The sequence below is a fragment of the Brevundimonas nasdae genome (genome assembly GCF_019395145.1).
Taxonomy (GTDB): Bacteria; Pseudomonadota; Alphaproteobacteria; order Caulobacterales; family Caulobacteraceae; genus Brevundimonas; species Brevundimonas nasdae.
In genome coordinates, this window is the sequence record NZ_CP080034.1 from 1,396,742 (window position 1) to 1,411,114 (window position 14,373).

Sequence of the window (14,373 nt, forward strand, 5' to 3'; positions counted from 1 at the left end):
CGTTAGGGACGCGGCGACATAGAGCGTCCCGGGCCGAAGAGCCCAGCGTCCCTTCCAACCCTAGCGTAAGATCGAAACGGCCGCCGTCGGCCTCACGCCGCCTGCTGAGATCCTGACAGGCCCTGCATCATCATGCGGTTGATGTCGATCAGGTCCTGGAAGCTCTCTTCCCCGCGCATCACCGCCGAGGAATGGCGGTTCACGAACAGGCTGAGCGAGATGATCTGGGCGCGCATGGATTGGCCCAGCACATTGCCGGGGTCGCTGCAGTCGTTGGCCAGCACTGACCAGAGGCGGCGGTTCCAGTCTAGGGCGTCTATGCGCGTCGCGATATCGGTCGCATCGACGCTGGCGGCATGAACAAGCGCGCGCGTCACCTGGCCGAACAGCCGGTATTCCAGGTCGCGAGGGGTCTCAGCCCTGGTCGCCGCTGCGGTGTACGCTTGAAGCGACATCCAACACCTTTTCTTCGTAGTCGACGATCTTACGGGCGGCCATCAGGGCCTTGTAGTATTCGCGCGCCAGCACGTGACGCGACACCGAGACGCATTCGGCCAGGATGTCGGTGTTGCGCGTGGCGCCCATGAATTCGCTCAGGCGCAGGGCCAGCTCATCGTGGAATTTGGCGGCGCCCGCCTCATCCAGATACATCATCATGATCGGGAAATAGATGCGGCGTCCGGGCGTGTTCACGTCCTCGACCTGCATGATGTCCTTCTCGCGCAGGACGCTGGCTTTGTTCTGCAGAACCAGCACGCCGCGCCGGTCGCCGTTCTGGACGACAGCGCCGTTGAGCACGAACTTTTCGCCCGGCTTCAGAGATAGTTTCAAAGCCATGGATGGCGGCCCTCACGACCTGGCTTAAGTCGCCCCCGGTTTAGGGCCGCCAGAACGAATCCACCTTAAACAGACAGGGTTAACCATCTCTTGTCTAACAGCTACGCTGGAACGCCGCGGGCGGACGACACGTTTCCTTCAACAGGAGAGGAACACGCCATGTCGGACAATGACTATCAGGACGATCAGGAACAGTCGGAGACCTTCGACGAGACCCATCTGGACGATGAAGGCGACGGCGATTTCCTGCTGGACGAGGCCGATCAGGTTCTGGACGTGACCCAGGCCGACGGCGACGCGGACGAAGAACCGTTCGACGAAGACGATATCGAGCTGGACGATCAGCTCGCTCTGGACGGCATCGAGGCGGAGGCCGACGCGCTGCTGGGCGTCGACGGCGAACGCCGCAACCAGTCGGACGCCGCCAGCAACGGCCTGCGCGGGCCGGACGAGGTCGAGCTGGTCTATTCCGGCCTGATGGAGAACGAGCGCGGCGCCCAGGCCAGCGCGGCCCACTGGGAATCAAAACGCCTGTCGGACGACGACATCGAGGACCTGGGCTACGGCCCCGACGAAACACCCTCGCAACCCACCTAACAGGAGACGAACCATGGATCCCCACACCAAACGCGACTCCAACCAGGACACGCCCCACGCCTCACGCACCAAGGACGAAGGCGGCAAGCCGGACCAGTTGAACGAGGAAACCCGCAAGTGCGAAAGCCGCCAGGAGGCCCTTCTTGACGAAGGCATCGAAGAAACCTTCCCGGCCAGCGACCCCGTATCGGCCAAACGGATCACCTGATCGCTGTTCAGGATCGTTTTGATCCGCTACCCACTCCGCTGAAACAGACGGAGTGGGTTTTCATGAGCCGTTTCGAAGGCACCGATCGCTATATCGCCACCAATGACCTGAAGGTCGCGGTCAACGCCGCCGTGGCGCTGGAACGTCCCCTGCTCATCAAGGGCGAGCCGGGCACCGGCAAGACCGTCCTGGCCTATGAGATCGCCAAGGCCTTCGACTCCCCCCTGATCACATGGCACGTCAAATCCACGACCAAGGCCCACAACGGCCTCTATGAATATGACGCCGTCAGCCGCCTGCGCGACAGCCAACTGGGCGACGAGCGGGTCCACGACGTCCGCAACTATCTGAAAAAGGGCAAGCTGTGGGAGGCCTTCACCGCCCCCGTTCGTCCCGTGCTGCTGATCGACGAGATCGACAAGGCCGACATCGAGTTCCCCAACGACCTGCTGCAGGAACTCGACCGGATGGAGTTCTATGTTCAGGAGACGGACGAGACGATCCGGGCCGAGGTGCGCCCCATCGTCATCATCACCTCGAACAACGAAAAGGAGTTGCCCGACGCCTTCCTGCGCCGCTGCTTCTTCCACTACATCCGCTTCCCCGACGCCGAGACCCTGTCGTCCATCGTCGACGTCCACTTCCCCGGCATCAAGCCGCGCCTGGTGTCGGAGGCGCTGAAGACCTTCTACGAAATCCGCGACACGCCGGGCCTGAAGAAAAAGCCGTCCACATCCGAACTGCTGGACTGGCTCAAGCTGCTGCTGGTCGAGGACATCGACCCCGAGACCCTGCGCGAAAAGACGCCGAACAAGCTGATCCCGCCCCTGCATGGCGCCCTGCTGAAGAACGAACAGGACATCCATCTGTTCGAGCGCCTGGCCTTCCTGGGCCGTCGCGAAGGCGGTCGTCCCGGCGCCTGAAACACGCAAATCCGCCCCCGGCATTACCGCGATTTCACTGGATCGAACGTCGTTCAAGCGCGAAATAGCAACCATGGACGTCACCAAACCGACTCGTCTTCTGATCCCCGCCCTGATGACCCTGGGGCTGGCGGCCGGTCTGACCGCCTGCGACGGTGAAAACTCGATCCGCATCACCGCGACCACCACCAACTCGGACGCCAAGGGCGTGCTGAAGGTGGTCGATACGTTGAAATGCCCGGACACGGTCGGCGTGCTAACCCGCAAGGGCTCGGCCGATCCCGGCGGCGGCTCCTGCACCTATGGCGGGCCGCGCGGCGCAGAAGTGGTCCTGTATCTGGCGCGTCTGGACGGCAAAACCGCGCCCGAGGTGCTGCGCGACTACGAAACCCGCCTGTCGGCCGACATCCCCAACGCCAACGCCCGCGCCAACGTCCGGGTCGCCGACAATGGCTCGAACGACGCTTCGGTTCAGGCGCCGGGCGTGAACATTCAGGCCAAGGGCGAGGACGCAACCGTCAGCCTGCCGGGACTGCACATCGAGACCAAGGGCGACAACGCCACGGTCCGCATCGGCGGCATCAACATCGCGGCCAAGGATGGTCAGGGCAAACGCGTCGAAGCCCCCATCGTGGACATCGACGCCCACGGCGACCGGACCCTGGTCCGCACCCAGGCGCCGGGCGAGGCCACCCGCATGACCTTCGTTCTGGCCGACGACTCGGCGGACACCGGCCCCTGGCGCCGGGTCGGCTTTGAGGCGCGCGGCCCTGCCGGCGGCCCTCTGGTCATCGCCACCGTCCGCACCAAGGCCCGTGACGAGGGCGTGTTCGAGGCCGCCAAGGATCTGGTGACCCAGAACGTCGGCGAATAGAGGGTTTTCCACCCCAAAAGGGCGTCTTGCCTTGATCCTGTCCCCTGTTTGCGTCACCTGACCGACCCGAAAGCGAACAGGATCGAAGCATTGGCCGAGCGCCCCAGGAAGAAAAACGAATCCCGCGCCTGGCAGCGGATGCTGTCCGGCCGTCGCCTGGACCTGCTCGACCCCTCGCCCTTCGACATCGAGATCGAGGACATCGCCCACGGCCTGGCGCGCGTCGCCCGCTGGAACGGTCAGACCATCGGCGAACACGCCTTCTCGGTCGCCCAGCACAGCGTCGTGGTCGAAGAGATCGCCGCCCACATCAAGCCGGGCCTGGATCCGAAATGGCGTCTCGCCGCCCTGCTGCACGACGCCTCTGAATATGTGATCGGCGACATGATCTCGCCGTTCAAGGCGGCGCTGGGTTCGGGCTACAAGGACTTCGAGGCGCGGCTTGAGGCCGCCATCCACGTTCGCTACGGCCTGCCGCCCAAGACGCCGCAGACGATCAAGACCCTGATCAAGAAGGCCGACAAGGCCTGCGCCTTCTTCGAGGCCACCCAGTTGGCGGGCTTCACCGAAAAGGAATCGCTCGGCTTTTTCGGCGCCCCGCCCGAAGGCTACAGCCTGACCATCAAGCCCCTGCCCGCCTCACAGGCCCAGGCGCTCTATCTGGAGCGCTATAATGTGTTGGCCAAGGCGGTCGGACTGATCCCCGCCGACGACGCCTGGCACACGGAATAGATCATGGCGGGCTCGGCGGAACAGGGCGTGCGGATCGGCCTGTCGGTCGTCGTCATGACGCTCAGGGACCGCCGGGCCGTCGTCCTGACCACGGCGGGCGAAGACGGCGCCCGCGCCCTGCCCTTCGGCCCGTTCGATCCGGCGCGCGACCGCACGTTCGAGCGCGCCCTGCGTGACTTTGTGACCGACCAGACGGGCTTTCCGCTGGGGTTCGTCGAACAGCTCTACACCTTCGGTGACGCAGGCCGCGCCTCGCCCCGCGCCACCCCCGGCCCGGACCAGAAGCGCGAAGTCTCGGTCGGCTATCTGGCCCTGACGCCCGACGCCGCAGAGGGCCAGACCCACGACTCGCGCTGGGACGCGCTGTTCGACTTCTTCCCATGGGAGGACCGCCGCGTCGTCGATCCCGCCCTGAACGCTTACATCAGCGAGGGCCTGACCGCCTGGGCCGCCGGCGACGCCCAGCGCCTGACCCGCGCCCGCGCCCTGTTCGCCCTGACGCCCGAACACCGCTGGAACGAGGAGCGGGTGCTGGAGCGCTATGAGCTGCTTTACGAGGCGCGTCTGGTCGCCGAGGCCTTCCGCGACCGCGACACGGCGGCGCCCGCAGACACCGCAGGCCGCCCGATGACCTCCGATCACCGCCGAATCCTCGCCACCGGTCTGGGGCGGTTGCGCAGCAAGCTGAAATACCGCCCGGTCCTGTTCGAACTGACGCCCGGCGCCTTCACCCTGTCCGAGCTTCAGGCCGCCGCAGAGGCCGTGTCCGGCCTGACCCTGCACAAACAGAACTTCCGACGCGGGGTCGAGCGCACGGGCCTGGTCGAACCGACCGGACACGTCACTTCGGCCACTGGCGGCCGCCCCGCCGAACTGTTTCGATTCAAGGGCGTGGACCCTCAAACCGGCGCGGCGCCGGGCCTGTCATTGCCCGCACAAAGATAGTTCGGATTTCTTTCAAGAACGGGTTGCGATACGCCACGGCTCCGATTAGAGAAGCCCCTCGCTCGACCAAGCGACTTGAACACCGCGGAGAGGTGGCAGAGTGGTCGAATGTACCGCACTCGAAATGCGGCGTGCCTGGAAGGGTACCGTGGGTTCGAATCCCACCCTCTCCGCCATTCAACCAATCCCGTAAAACTGATCGCCGCACCGCCGTCCGCGCGGCCTCTCGCCCTGCGTCGTAGGCAAGGTTGAGCGTGCGCCGTTTCATATGAAAACGGGCCGCGCAGTCGTCTGCGCGGCCCGTCTCATTTCAGGGTCTGCTGCGGCTTAGGTCGGGCAGCGGGTCTCGGTCTGGCTGGCGTCCAGCTTGATCTCGGAGACCGAGATGGTCAGCGAGCCGGGCGTGGCCAGATGGAACGGCACCTCGACGCGGGACAGATCGCCGCCGTCGGTGCGGAAGCAGGTCAGCGGGATGCGCGCCACTTGCCAGCGGGCGGCCGGGGCCGACTTCAGCAGGTTGGTCACATCGACCGCCCCGCCGCCCAGCGACAGACGCACCGTATCACTGGGCGCCGCGTCGATGCGGTAGCGGAAGCTGAGCGCCACCGCGCCATTGGCCTGACGGATCAGGTCGACGGGCGTGCCCCAGATCTCGACGCTGGCGGGACCCGTTCCGGCATAGGCGAACTGCTGGCCGCTTTCCTGCGCCAGATCGTCGATCGGGCGCGAGGTGACGCCGCTGCGCGGGCTGGAGGCGGACTTGGCCGTGCCCGGGCGCGTCTGGCCGCCTGCATCGTTCAGCAGCAGACCCCAGGGCGACACGAACCGGCCATCGACGAAATAGCGGTCCAGATTAGCCGCTGCGACGGCGACGCCGCTGTCCTCGGACAGACGCCCGACCCGCGCCGGATGAGCGTAGCTGAGGCCGTAGCCATAGGCGAACTGCGGGTCATAGCCGGGCTGGCCGACATTCAACGGCTCACCCTTGGCGTCCTTGGGCCAGCTGAACGACAGCTTGCCGGTGAAGTCGTTGCGCGGCTTGCCCGCACGATCGCCAATCAGCAGATCGGCAACCCCCGCCCCTTCCGTACCCGGCAGCCAGGCGGCGACGAAGGCGTCGGACTGGTTGATCTCAGGATTGGTCCACATCGGGCGGCCCGACAGGAAGACCGAGACGGTGGGAATGCCCGCCGCCTTCAGGCGCTTCAGCGTCTCCAGCGGCGCGGTCGGCACATAGGCCAGATTGTCGACGTCGCCCTGGAACTCGGCATAAGGGCTCTCGCCGAAGACGACGATGGCCACATCCGGCTTGGTCGTGAACGATCCGTCGGCGCTCAGACTTGCCGTGCCGCCCGACTGGCTGACGGCCTCATTGATACCCGCCCAGATCGACTGGCCCTGCGGGAAGTCGGCGTTGGTGTTGCCCGTGCCCTGCCAGCTCAGGGTCCAGCCGCCCGAGGCCTGGCCGATGTCATCGGCGGCGGTTCCGGCGACCAGAACCCGTGCATTGGCGCGGATCGGCAGGACGCCTTCATTCTTCAGCAGAACCAGCGACTTGCGCACCGCTTCACGCGCCAGGGCGCGGTGGGCGGGCGAGGCCAGCTCTTCGAACCGGCCTTCGACGGGGCGTTCGGCGTTGAACAGGCCGGCCTTGACCTTGGCCGTCAGGATGCGGCGCACGGCGTCTTCGATGCGGGCGGCGGGGATTTCGCCCGAGCGCGCCTGCGCCAGGGTGCTGGCGTACAACGGCTTCCAGCTGTCAGGCGCCATCAGCATGTCGATGCCCGCATTGACCGCCAGCGCACAGCTTTCGTTGGTGCAGCCCGGCAGTTGGCCGTGGGCGTTCCAGTCGGAGACGACGAAGCCCTTGAAGCCCAAGGGCCCGTGCAGCACGTCGCGCAGCAGGGTGTCGTTGCCCGAATGCTTGTAGCCGTTCCAGCTGGAGAAGCTGGCCATGATGGACAGCACGCCCGCATCGATCGCCTGGACATAGCCGCCCAGGTGGATGTCGATCAGCTCCTGCTCCGTGCCGGTGAAATCACCCTGGTCTTTGCCGCCGTTGGTCCCGCCGTCGGCCAGGAAGTGTTTGGCCGAACCTGCGATATGGCCGGGCGCCAGCGGCTGACCGGCGACCAGCGGCCCTTGCAGGCCCAGGGTCATCGGTCCGGCATAGGCGCGCTGCACCTCCGGGTTCTCGGCATAGCCCTCATAGGTGCGGCCCCAGCGGTCGTCGCGCGGCACGGCCAGCGTCGGACCGAACGTCCAGTCGGCGCCGGTCACGGCGACTTCCAGCGCGGTGGCCACGCCGATGCGGTGGATCAGGTCAGGATCGCGCGCGGCGCCCAGGCCGATGTTGTGAGGGAAGATGGTCGCGCCCGGCACGTTGTTGTGCCCGTGAACGGCGTCTATGCCGTAGATCAGCGGGATCACCGTGCCGCCGCGCGCGGCGTTGGCGGCGCGGAACGCCTGGGCCAGCTCCAGCCATTTCGGCGGCGCGGCCTTGTCGTCGCCCCACGGGCCGGAGCTGCCGCCTGCCAGGATCGAGCCCAGCGGATAGGTCTTCAGGTCTTCCGGCGTAATCGAGGAAATGTCCGCCTGGATCAGCTGCCCCACCTTCTCCTCCAGCGTCATGCGCCGGATCAGGTCGGTGACGAAGGCGTCGGTCTGGGCGTCGCTGATGGCGTCCGGCGTAGCGGCGCGCGGCCAGATGGCGGGATTGGCGCGGGCAGCCTCGGGCACCGGAATGGTCTGGGCCAGCACCGAAGAGGCGCCGCCCAGGGCGATCGTCAGGGCAATCAGGGAAGCGGCTGTGCGACGCATGAATCTTCCTCGTGTTTCAGAACGAGGACGTGCGGACTGTGTCGGAAGGCACAGGCCCGCAGAGGCGGAATGCTCCCATCCCTGCCCGACCACGCGGCGCGTCTGCTCCCGAGCGATCGATCCGCCGCCCTTACCTTTACGATAAGGGCGGCGAACGGGGGTATCGTCAAGCGATTTTTGAGAACGTTCTCAAACATTCACCGGGCCATTTGACGCACGGTGAAGGATCATCAGATTTTTGAGCGGCTTAGGCCGGCAGGTCCTCAGCCAGGATCGCCATTTCGAACATGAACGAACCTTCTTCGTCCTCGTCCTCGAAGACGATGCCGATGAACTCGTCGCCGACATAGACTTCCGCCGAGTCGTTCTGCTTGGGACGAGCCTTCACGATAATGCCGCCGGTGTTGAAGGTGCGCTTGAGGTGGGCCTCGATGCGCTTCAGGTCGGTGTCTTTCACGGGTGGCCTCATAGTCCTTGGATTGGCGGCGGACCCTAGAGAAGTCGGGCCTTCAGGGGAACTGGCAGATGAATTTTTCCGCAGCACCTGGAATGCCATCCCCTGCCGACAGAGCGCCTATAATGGCACCATGGCAATGGCGAAGCCCAGACGGTCAGGACGGCGCAACTGCACGACTCTCGCCACGACCCGCTTGACCAAGGCGTCTGCGATCTGCTGATCCACAGACCCGTCGATTTTCGAGAAGCGCGACATGAATAAAAACGAGAGAGTGAAGGTCGCCATCGGCTTTCCGCTGGGCCTGTGCCTGGGCATCATCTTCGGTGCCCTGATCCACAACATGGCCATCGGCATCATCGTTGGCCTGGCGCTGGGCTTCGGCGTCGTGACGTTCAGCCGCAGGAAGCCATAAACGGCCTTCAGATCACGAAGTCGTACACGACCTCGGCCAGGGTGTGGTCCATCGTCCGGGCGGGTTCTGCGCCTGTGGGGCAGTTGACCAGACGGGCCGGAACACCGGCAACGGTGCAGCCCGTCGGCACGTCCTTCAGCACCACCGAACCGGACGCCACCTTGGCGAAATCGCCCACGTGGATATTGCCCAGCACCTTGGCCCCCGCGCCCAGCAGGACGCCGTTGCCGATCTTGGGGTGACGGTCGCCGCGTTCGGCCCCGGTGCCGCCCAGGGTCACATTGTGCAGCATGGAGACGTCGTCGCCGACCACCGCCGTCTCGCCGATGACGATGCCGGTGCCGTGGTCCAGGAACAGGCCCTTGCCCAGCCGCGCCGCCGGATGGATGTCCAGTTGGAACAGTTCGGAAATGCGGCTCTGAAAGTGGAAGGCCAGGGTCTCGCGGCCCTGTCCCCACAGCCAATGCGCCACGCGCCAGGCCTGCAATGCCTGGAAGCCTTTGAAATACAAGAAGGGCTGCAACAGGTTGCGGATCGCCGGGTCGCGCTCGGCGACGGCCTGCAGATCGGCCTCGGCGGCCTCGACAATGCTGGGATCGGCCTTGAAGGCGGACAGGCAGACTTCGCGCACAGACATCGCGCTCATTTCCCCATCGGCCAGCTTGCGCGCGATCTGGAAGCTCAGCGCGCCGGACAGGTCGTCGTGCGACAGGACGACCGCGTTCATCTGGGAGCCCAGTTGGGGTTCTTCGCGCGACGCAGCCTCGGCCGAGGCGCGCAACTGGCGCCACACGCTGTCGTTTTCCGCGACGATTTCCAGCTTGGCCATGATCGGCTCCTTCGGGGGCATCATACGCGCCCAAGCAGGGCGCGCGCCAGCGCTTCGGGCAGTTCCCCGTTCTGGGCCATATGGTAGGCGCGGTAAGCCGTCGCCACCGTCAGGCCGTCTCGCACCGTCCCCCGCCCGATTTCCTCCAGCAGCGCGGCAAATGGAACACGCACGATGGTGATGACCTCGGTGGGATCAGGCGCGACCGGCACGGGGCCAAGCCCCCAGGCCAGCCAGGTGTAGGCCATCTCGGTCGTGACCGAATTCGACACCTCCATCGTCAGGGCAGGCAGCCAATGAGCCGCCTCCAGCCCGGCCTCTTCGGCCAGCTCCCGCCGCACCCCGTCGAACGGATCTTCGCCCACCGGCGCGCCGCCCTCGGGTATTTCCCAGGAGTATGTGCCCAGGGCGAACCTCTGCTGGCCGACCAGAACCACCGTGCCGTCGTCGTGGATCGGCAGCACCCCGGTAGCGACATTCTTGGGCTGCATGATCGTATAGTCGCTGGCCAGCCCCGTCGGCGCCACGACCTGATGCTGGGTCAGGCGCATCCAGGGGTTCTCGAACACCGTCCGCTCGCTCTCGCGACGCCATGCAGGCGGCTTGACCAGCCCCTTGGCCCACTGCGGTTCGTCGACGGGTTTCGGCGTATTGTTCATGCTGCGGGTATGGCGGATCGGGGGTCAAAAGCCTAGCTAGGCGGCATGACCCAGTTGCCCGTTTACGCCCTGAACGACGCCGTTCCCCTGCCCGTCCCGTCGCCTGAGTTCCGTCGGCGACTGGCCCAGCGCCGTTCGGCCCCGGCGCAGTCCCTGACCGCCCCCGGCCCGACCGACGCCGAACTGGACGAGATCCTGCTGCTGGGCGCCCGCACGCCGGATCATGGCAAGCTGTTCCCGTGGCGGTTCGTGGTTCTGGGCCCGCAGTCGCGCGCCGAAATCGCCGAACGCCTGGCGGTCCTGGCCGAGGTCCGCAACAAGCCCGCCAAGGATCAGGCCGTGCTGGCCAAGCTGACGGCGGCGCCGATCACCATACTGGTCATCTCCACCCCCATCCCCGACGCCAAGCCGATCTGGGAGCAGGAGCTGTCGGCGGGTGCCGTCTGCATGAACCTGGAACACGCCGCCAGCGGCTTCGGCTATTCGGCCAGCTGGATCACGGACTGGTACGCCTATGATGCTGAAGGCTCCGCCCTGTTCGGCGTCAAGGACGGCGAAAAGGTCGCCGGCTTCATCCACATCGGAACCCTGACCGAACCGCCTCTGGAGCGTCCCCGCCCAGAAATCGCCACGAAGGTCACACGCTTGCCGTAACTCGGCGGCATAAAGTCGCTTCACGTCGGTTTAGTCTCGACCGCCGCCGCCTCCTCCCCCAAGGCCTCAGTATGGATTCCCTGTTGCAAGCCGTGGGCGACTTCATCGCCCGCAATCATATGTGGGCCGGCGTACTCTTGGGCCTGATCACCTTTCTAGAGTCCCTGGCGGTCATCGGCGCCTTCGTGCCGGCGACCGGTCTGCTGGTCGCGGCGGGCGGTCTGATTGCGGCGGGGGTTCTGGACCCGGCCAATGTCATCATCGGCTGCGTCGTCGGCGCCGTGCTGGGCGACGCCGTCAGCTATTGGGCGGGCCGCCACCTGGGCATCCGCTTCCTGCAGCGCCCCATGTTCAAGCCGCATCGCCGCCGCATCGCCTGGACGCGTCTGTACTGCCGCCGCTACGGGGTTCTGTCGATCTTCGTGGGCCGTTTCTTCGGCCCCTTGCGCGCCTTTGTGCCGCTGACGCTGGGGATGCTGCGGATGCGCCAGCGGTCGTTCCAGTTCGGCAATGTGACCTCGGGCATCGTCTGGGTTCTGGCCATGCTGGCGCCGGGCTATCTGGCGGCCCAGGGCCTGGCGAAGATGGAGCTTCTCAGCGAAGCCCACGGCCCCACCCTGCTGATCGGCGCCATCGCCGTGGCCATTCTGGTGGTCGCCATCGTCTATCGCGCAGTGAAAGCCCGCATGAGCCGCAAGTCGGCCGTCATGCGCGGGGCGCTGGAGAGCCGCTGACCGCCTCCTCTTCCGGTCGGTGCACGATCGACACCAGCACCACCGAAATGATCATCAGCAGGAACCAGCTTCCCAGCTTGGCCAGGGACACCATCTCCCAGCCGTCGGCCTGCCCCGGATAGGTCCAGGCCCGGCCCAGCGTGCCCAGGTTCTCGGCGAACCAGATGAACAGGGCCACCAGCCCATAGCCCAGCAGCAGCGGCATCGACCGGCGCCTGCGGTCTGCCGTGAAATAGAACCAGCCCCGCCCGAACAGCAGCGCCGTCGCCACAAACAGCCCCAGCCGAACGTCCTGCAGCCAGTGGTGCGCAAAGAAGTTCACATAGATGGCCGCCGCCAGCACCCAGGTCGTCCATAGCGGCGGATAGCGCCTGACCCGGATATGGAAGATGCGCTGCACCCGCGCGATGTAGCTGCCGACCGCCGCATACATGAAGCCCGAGAACAGCGGCACGGCGCCGATCCTCAGCAGGCTGTCCTCGGGATAGACCCACGACCCATGCGCCGTCTTGAACAGCTCCATGATCGTGCCGGCGATGTGGAACAGGAAGATGACCCGCGCCTCCTCCCAGCTCTCCAGCCGGAAGGCCAGCATCGCCGCCTGAATGACCAGCGCCCCGACCACCAGAAAGTCATAGCGCGACACCGCCGCCCCATCCGGCCACAGCAGCCAGGTGCCCATGATCAGCACCAGCATCAGCCCGCCGAACAGACAGGCCCACCCCTGCTTCAGCCCGAACCAAAGGAACTCATAGGCGTAACGACGCGGCCGCGATTGGTCGGCCCAGATCTCGGCCCGCGTCATCAGGCGACGGCCCCAGACTTCGAGCGGGAGGCGGGGTGATGGGGTCATGGGCGGAGGCTTAGCGGAAACTACGAACAAGGTGAGGGCCGTCGTATTCAATCACCTCAAACCTTGTAGAAATCTATTGAAGCGTCACAGTATGATAGCGGGAGAGGCAATCAGGTGGGCTAGATGGCAAGCAGTTCTTCGAGAAAACCGGCACCTAAGGGCTCCCTAAAAAGCGACAGCGTGCGCTTCGAGGCGGCAAAGCTCGAGTCACTATTCCAGGTTTTGGATGCAATCGCATGGCTAGACGCGCCTTCAAGTTCTGAGATCGCGCAGTTCGCAGGCATTGACCCACGAACCGCTGGAAAACTCCTGAAGAACGCCCTCCATCTGGACCTCGTGGGCCCTATGGCCTCCGGGTACGTTTTGCTTGTGCCATACCCATACAAAGGCCCCCAAGAACAGAAGGAGGCTGCAGTACGTGAGGCCTTGGTCCGATACCCACTCTTAGTCAGCCTACGCCAATTTCTAAGGCTGGGTGAAAAAATCGAAGCCTCCACGAGGAAAGCTGCCACCCTAGTTGGTATCAGCCCATTCGACCCGGATGCATTAGCACCGCTGCTCCGGTGGGCGCAGACTCTTGGTGCGCTTCAAGCAGATTTGCTCGCTGAGGACCTTGTGGATGCTGCTGCCTCAGGCAAGGAACAGCGGCATAAGTCTGACAAGACTAGCCGGGTCGCGTTCCTATCCCACAGTTCAGCGGACAAACCGTTCATACGACAACTCGCCGCCGACCTTTCCGCGAACGGGATTGGCGTTTGGCTCGACGAGCAACGTATTCACGTGGGGGATTCGATCCCAGAAAAGGTAGCTCAAGGCCTCGCGGATTCTGACTACTTCTTAATTGCAGTAAGTGAACAATCCGTAGAATCCGATTGGGTAAAGAAAGAACTAAACGGAGCTCTCGTTAATGAAGTCGAGCGCCGAAAGGTTCACGTGCTACCGCTGAAGCTGGACTCCAGCAAAATGCCGATGGCAATATCTGACAAAAAATATGCTGACTTCTCTAAATCCTACAAATCTGGTCTCGCTGAACTCGTTGCAGCGCTTAAGGCGAAGATAAATGACTGAGCAGGGCGATACCCACGTCAAGAGAAAAATGCCAAAGGGCGTCCGCAAAGGCGGGACGCGTTTCCCACGACAAACCCTCGGAGATTCGCTGGCCTGGGCAAAGAAGCTGGTGGCAAAAACTCACCTAGGCCCACAGCCAGAAGGAGTTGTCCTATCCGGCGTGGTTGGCAATTCCAATTCGGTCGGCCGGGTCCGGCTATCCACCCTCAAACAATTCGGCCTCATGGAAGGAGATTCCAAAGGCTATATTGCATCTGATCTAGCCAAAAGGATCGAAGCGGCACCCACTGAAGAGCGATCAGCTCTATATCGAGCAGCAGTGTTAGCGCCTCCAGTTTTCAAAGCTTTATTCGATACGTTCCACGGAGATGAAGTCACCCATGCCAAGCTAAAGCAGCGCGCTGCAGAATTGAAAGTTCATCCAGAGGAAACTGGAAAATGCGCTGATGTTTACGTTACGTCGATGGTTACGGCCGGATTGGCCACCCTTGATGGCGATAAGATTGCGCACCTGTCAGCGATAGACATGGGCACACCTCCTCCTAGCCCGTTGATTACCGAGCAGGGGGACACTGATGAACCGAAGGTCGCAGACGACGACGGCGAAGGGCCGGAAGATGAAACCCAGCCCGAAGCACCAAATCCCAAACGCGCCATTTTCAACGTAAATGTGACTCTAGATTCTAGCCTAGACACAGAAAAACTGGAACGACAGCTTCGGCTCCTTAAAAAATTCGGTGCCATCTAACGACGAACACGCAGTCGACAACC

Annotated in this window: 18 protein-coding genes and 1 tRNA gene; 12 read left to right on the forward strand and 7 right to left on the reverse strand. The window is 64.3% G+C overall.

Annotated features, from left to right (window positions below; all coding sequences use genetic code 11):
• Positions 1-92 precede the first annotated feature (92 nt).
• On the reverse strand, positions 93-455 hold the full coding sequence (gene flaF, locus KWG56_RS06805; protein ID WP_219354206.1) for a flagellar biosynthesis regulator FlaF: 363 nt from the start codon (positions 453-455) through the stop codon (positions 93-95).
• Complete coding sequence (flbT, locus tag KWG56_RS06810; RefSeq protein WP_201097853.1) at positions 415-837, reverse strand: flagellar biosynthesis repressor FlbT; 423 nt, start codon at positions 835-837, stop codon at positions 415-417. Before flbT ends, flaF begins: the two co-directional genes overlap by 41 nt.
• A 159-nt stretch (positions 838-996) precedes the next feature.
• Between flbT and KWG56_RS06815 the strand changes: the two genes are divergently transcribed.
• The 7 genes from KWG56_RS06815 to KWG56_RS06845 all read left to right on the forward strand — a co-directional run bounded on the left by KWG56_RS06815 (position 997) and on the right by KWG56_RS06845 (position 5,292).
• Positions 997-1,434 (forward strand): hypothetical protein, encoded by a 438-nt coding sequence (locus KWG56_RS06815; RefSeq protein WP_219354207.1) that lies wholly within the window; start codon positions 997-999, stop codon positions 1,432-1,434.
• Positions 1,435-1,447: 13 nt separating this feature from the next.
• Complete coding sequence (locus KWG56_RS06820) at positions 1,448-1,642, forward strand: hypothetical protein (RefSeq protein ID WP_219354208.1); 195 nt, start codon at positions 1,448-1,450, stop codon at positions 1,640-1,642.
• 62 nt (positions 1,643-1,704) lie between these two features.
• Positions 1,705-2,565, forward strand: a complete 861-nt coding sequence (locus tag KWG56_RS06825; protein WP_219354209.1) for an AAA family ATPase — start codon at positions 1,705-1,707, stop codon at positions 2,563-2,565.
• Positions 2,566-2,638: 73 nt separating this feature from the next.
• Positions 2,639-3,439 (forward strand): methyltransferase type 11, encoded by an 801-nt coding sequence (locus tag KWG56_RS06830; RefSeq protein ID WP_219354210.1) that lies wholly within the window; start codon positions 2,639-2,641, stop codon positions 3,437-3,439.
• Positions 3,440-3,529: 90 nt separating this feature from the next.
• A complete protein-coding gene (locus KWG56_RS06835; protein ID WP_373274044.1) occupies positions 3,530-4,171 on the forward strand; it encodes a YfbR-like 5'-deoxynucleotidase in 642 nt (213 codons plus the stop codon).
• 3 nt (positions 4,172-4,174) lie between these two features.
• Positions 4,175-5,116 carry an NUDIX hydrolase gene (locus KWG56_RS06840; protein ID WP_219354211.1) on the forward strand — a complete coding sequence of 314 codons (942 nt, stop codon included), beginning with the start codon at positions 4,175-4,177 and terminating at the stop codon, positions 5,114-5,116.
• A gap of 86 nt (positions 5,117-5,202) precedes the next feature.
• Positions 5,203-5,292, forward strand: a tRNA-Ser gene (locus KWG56_RS06845).
• 151 nt (positions 5,293-5,443) lie between these two features.
• Here KWG56_RS06845 and KWG56_RS06850 read toward each other — a convergent pair.
• Both KWG56_RS06850 and KWG56_RS06855 read right to left on the reverse strand, forming a co-directional pair.
• Entirely contained in the window at positions 5,444-7,936 is a 2,493-nt protein-coding gene (locus KWG56_RS06850) for a glycoside hydrolase family 3 protein (RefSeq protein WP_219354212.1), read from the reverse strand.
• Between the two features lie 247 nt (positions 7,937-8,183).
• Positions 8,184-8,393, reverse strand: a complete 210-nt coding sequence (locus KWG56_RS06855; RefSeq protein ID WP_017504669.1) for a DUF3126 family protein — start codon at positions 8,391-8,393, stop codon at positions 8,184-8,186.
• Between the two features lie 253 nt (positions 8,394-8,646).
• On the opposite strand from KWG56_RS06855, the gene KWG56_RS06860 reads away from it, so the two are divergent.
• Positions 8,647-8,805 carry a glycine zipper domain-containing protein gene (locus tag KWG56_RS06860; RefSeq protein ID WP_201097864.1) on the forward strand — a complete coding sequence of 53 codons (159 nt, stop codon included), beginning with the start codon at positions 8,647-8,649 and terminating at the stop codon, positions 8,803-8,805.
• A gap of 7 nt (positions 8,806-8,812) precedes the next feature.
• On the opposite strand, the gene cysE is transcribed toward KWG56_RS06860, so the two are convergent.
• Both cysE and KWG56_RS06870 read right to left on the reverse strand, forming a co-directional pair.
• On the reverse strand, positions 8,813-9,634 hold the full coding sequence (cysE, locus tag KWG56_RS06865) for a serine O-acetyltransferase (protein ID WP_219354213.1): 822 nt from the start codon (positions 9,632-9,634) through the stop codon (positions 8,813-8,815).
• Between the two features lie 20 nt (positions 9,635-9,654).
• The gene (locus tag KWG56_RS06870; RefSeq protein ID WP_219354214.1) at positions 9,655-10,293 is read right to left on the reverse strand and encodes an NUDIX domain-containing protein; all 639 of its coding nucleotides are present in this window, start codon (positions 10,291-10,293) and stop codon (positions 9,655-9,657) included.
• Positions 10,294-10,338: 45 nt separating this feature from the next.
• Here KWG56_RS06870 and KWG56_RS06875 point away from each other — a divergent pair, with 45 nt between their 5' ends.
• Positions 10,339-10,947, forward strand: coding sequence for a nitroreductase family protein (locus tag KWG56_RS06875; RefSeq protein ID WP_219354215.1), 609 nt, complete (start codon positions 10,339-10,341; stop codon positions 10,945-10,947).
• 71 nt (positions 10,948-11,018) lie between these two features.
• A complete protein-coding gene (locus KWG56_RS06880; RefSeq protein ID WP_219354216.1) occupies positions 11,019-11,681 on the forward strand; it encodes a DedA family protein in 663 nt (220 codons plus the stop codon).
• Here the strand turns inward: KWG56_RS06880 and KWG56_RS06885 are convergent.
• Positions 11,653-12,534 carry a DUF817 domain-containing protein gene (locus tag KWG56_RS06885; RefSeq protein ID WP_244999679.1) on the reverse strand — a complete coding sequence of 294 codons (882 nt, stop codon included), beginning with the start codon at positions 12,532-12,534 and terminating at the stop codon, positions 11,653-11,655. The genes KWG56_RS06880 and KWG56_RS06885 overlap by 29 nt on opposite strands.
• Positions 12,535-12,657: 123 nt before the next feature.
• On the opposite strand from KWG56_RS06885, the gene KWG56_RS06890 reads away from it, so the two are divergent.
• Positions 12,658-13,602 (forward strand): toll/interleukin-1 receptor domain-containing protein, encoded by a 945-nt coding sequence (locus KWG56_RS06890; protein ID WP_219354217.1) that lies wholly within the window; start codon positions 12,658-12,660, stop codon positions 13,600-13,602.
• The gene (locus KWG56_RS06895; protein ID WP_219354218.1) at positions 13,595-14,350 is read left to right on the forward strand and encodes a hypothetical protein; all 756 of its coding nucleotides are present in this window, start codon (positions 13,595-13,597) and stop codon (positions 14,348-14,350) included. Before KWG56_RS06890 ends, KWG56_RS06895 begins: the two co-directional genes overlap by 8 nt.
• Positions 14,351-14,373 lie beyond the last annotated feature (23 nt).

What these genes read in the sequence shown, in the direction of transcription:
- KWG56_RS06850 (WP_219354212.1), bottom strand. Translation starts at nt 7,936, where the DNA reads ATGCGTCGCACAGCCGCTTCCCTGATTGCCCTGACGATCGCCCTGGGC.
- KWG56_RS06890 (WP_219354217.1), top strand. Translation starts at nt 12,658, where the DNA reads ATGGCAAGCAGTTCTTCGAGAAAACCGGCACCTAAGGGCTCCCTAAAA.
- KWG56_RS06815 (WP_219354207.1), top strand. Translation starts at nt 997, where the DNA reads ATGTCGGACAATGACTATCAGGACGATCAGGAACAGTCGGAGACCTTC.
- KWG56_RS06885 (WP_244999679.1), bottom strand. Translation starts at nt 12,534, where the DNA reads ATGACCCCATCACCCCGCCTCCCGCTCGAAGTCTGGGGCCGTCGCCTG.
- KWG56_RS06880 (WP_219354216.1), top strand. Translation starts at nt 11,019, where the DNA reads ATGGATTCCCTGTTGCAAGCCGTGGGCGACTTCATCGCCCGCAATCAT.
- KWG56_RS06870 (WP_219354214.1), bottom strand. Translation starts at nt 10,293, where the DNA reads ATGAACAATACGCCGAAACCCGTCGACGAACCGCAGTGGGCCAAGGGG.
- KWG56_RS06830 (WP_219354210.1), top strand. Translation starts at nt 2,639, where the DNA reads ATGGACGTCACCAAACCGACTCGTCTTCTGATCCCCGCCCTGATGACC.
- KWG56_RS06895 (WP_219354218.1), top strand. Translation starts at nt 13,595, where the DNA reads ATGACTGAGCAGGGCGATACCCACGTCAAGAGAAAAATGCCAAAGGGC.
- KWG56_RS06825 (WP_219354209.1), top strand. Translation starts at nt 1,705, where the DNA reads ATGAGCCGTTTCGAAGGCACCGATCGCTATATCGCCACCAATGACCTG.
- KWG56_RS06875 (WP_219354215.1), top strand. Translation starts at nt 10,339, where the DNA reads ATGACCCAGTTGCCCGTTTACGCCCTGAACGACGCCGTTCCCCTGCCC.
- KWG56_RS06840 (WP_219354211.1), top strand. Translation starts at nt 4,175, where the DNA reads ATGGCGGGCTCGGCGGAACAGGGCGTGCGGATCGGCCTGTCGGTCGTC.
- KWG56_RS06820 (WP_219354208.1), top strand. Translation starts at nt 1,448, where the DNA reads ATGGATCCCCACACCAAACGCGACTCCAACCAGGACACGCCCCACGCC.
- flbT (WP_201097853.1), bottom strand. Translation starts at nt 837, where the DNA reads ATGGCTTTGAAACTATCTCTGAAGCCGGGCGAAAAGTTCGTGCTCAAC.
- KWG56_RS06860 (WP_201097864.1), top strand. Translation starts at nt 8,647, where the DNA reads ATGAATAAAAACGAGAGAGTGAAGGTCGCCATCGGCTTTCCGCTGGGC.
- cysE (WP_219354213.1), bottom strand. Translation starts at nt 9,634, where the DNA reads ATGGCCAAGCTGGAAATCGTCGCGGAAAACGACAGCGTGTGGCGCCAG.
- flaF (WP_219354206.1), bottom strand. Translation starts at nt 455, where the DNA reads ATGTCGCTTCAAGCGTACACCGCAGCGGCGACCAGGGCTGAGACCCCT.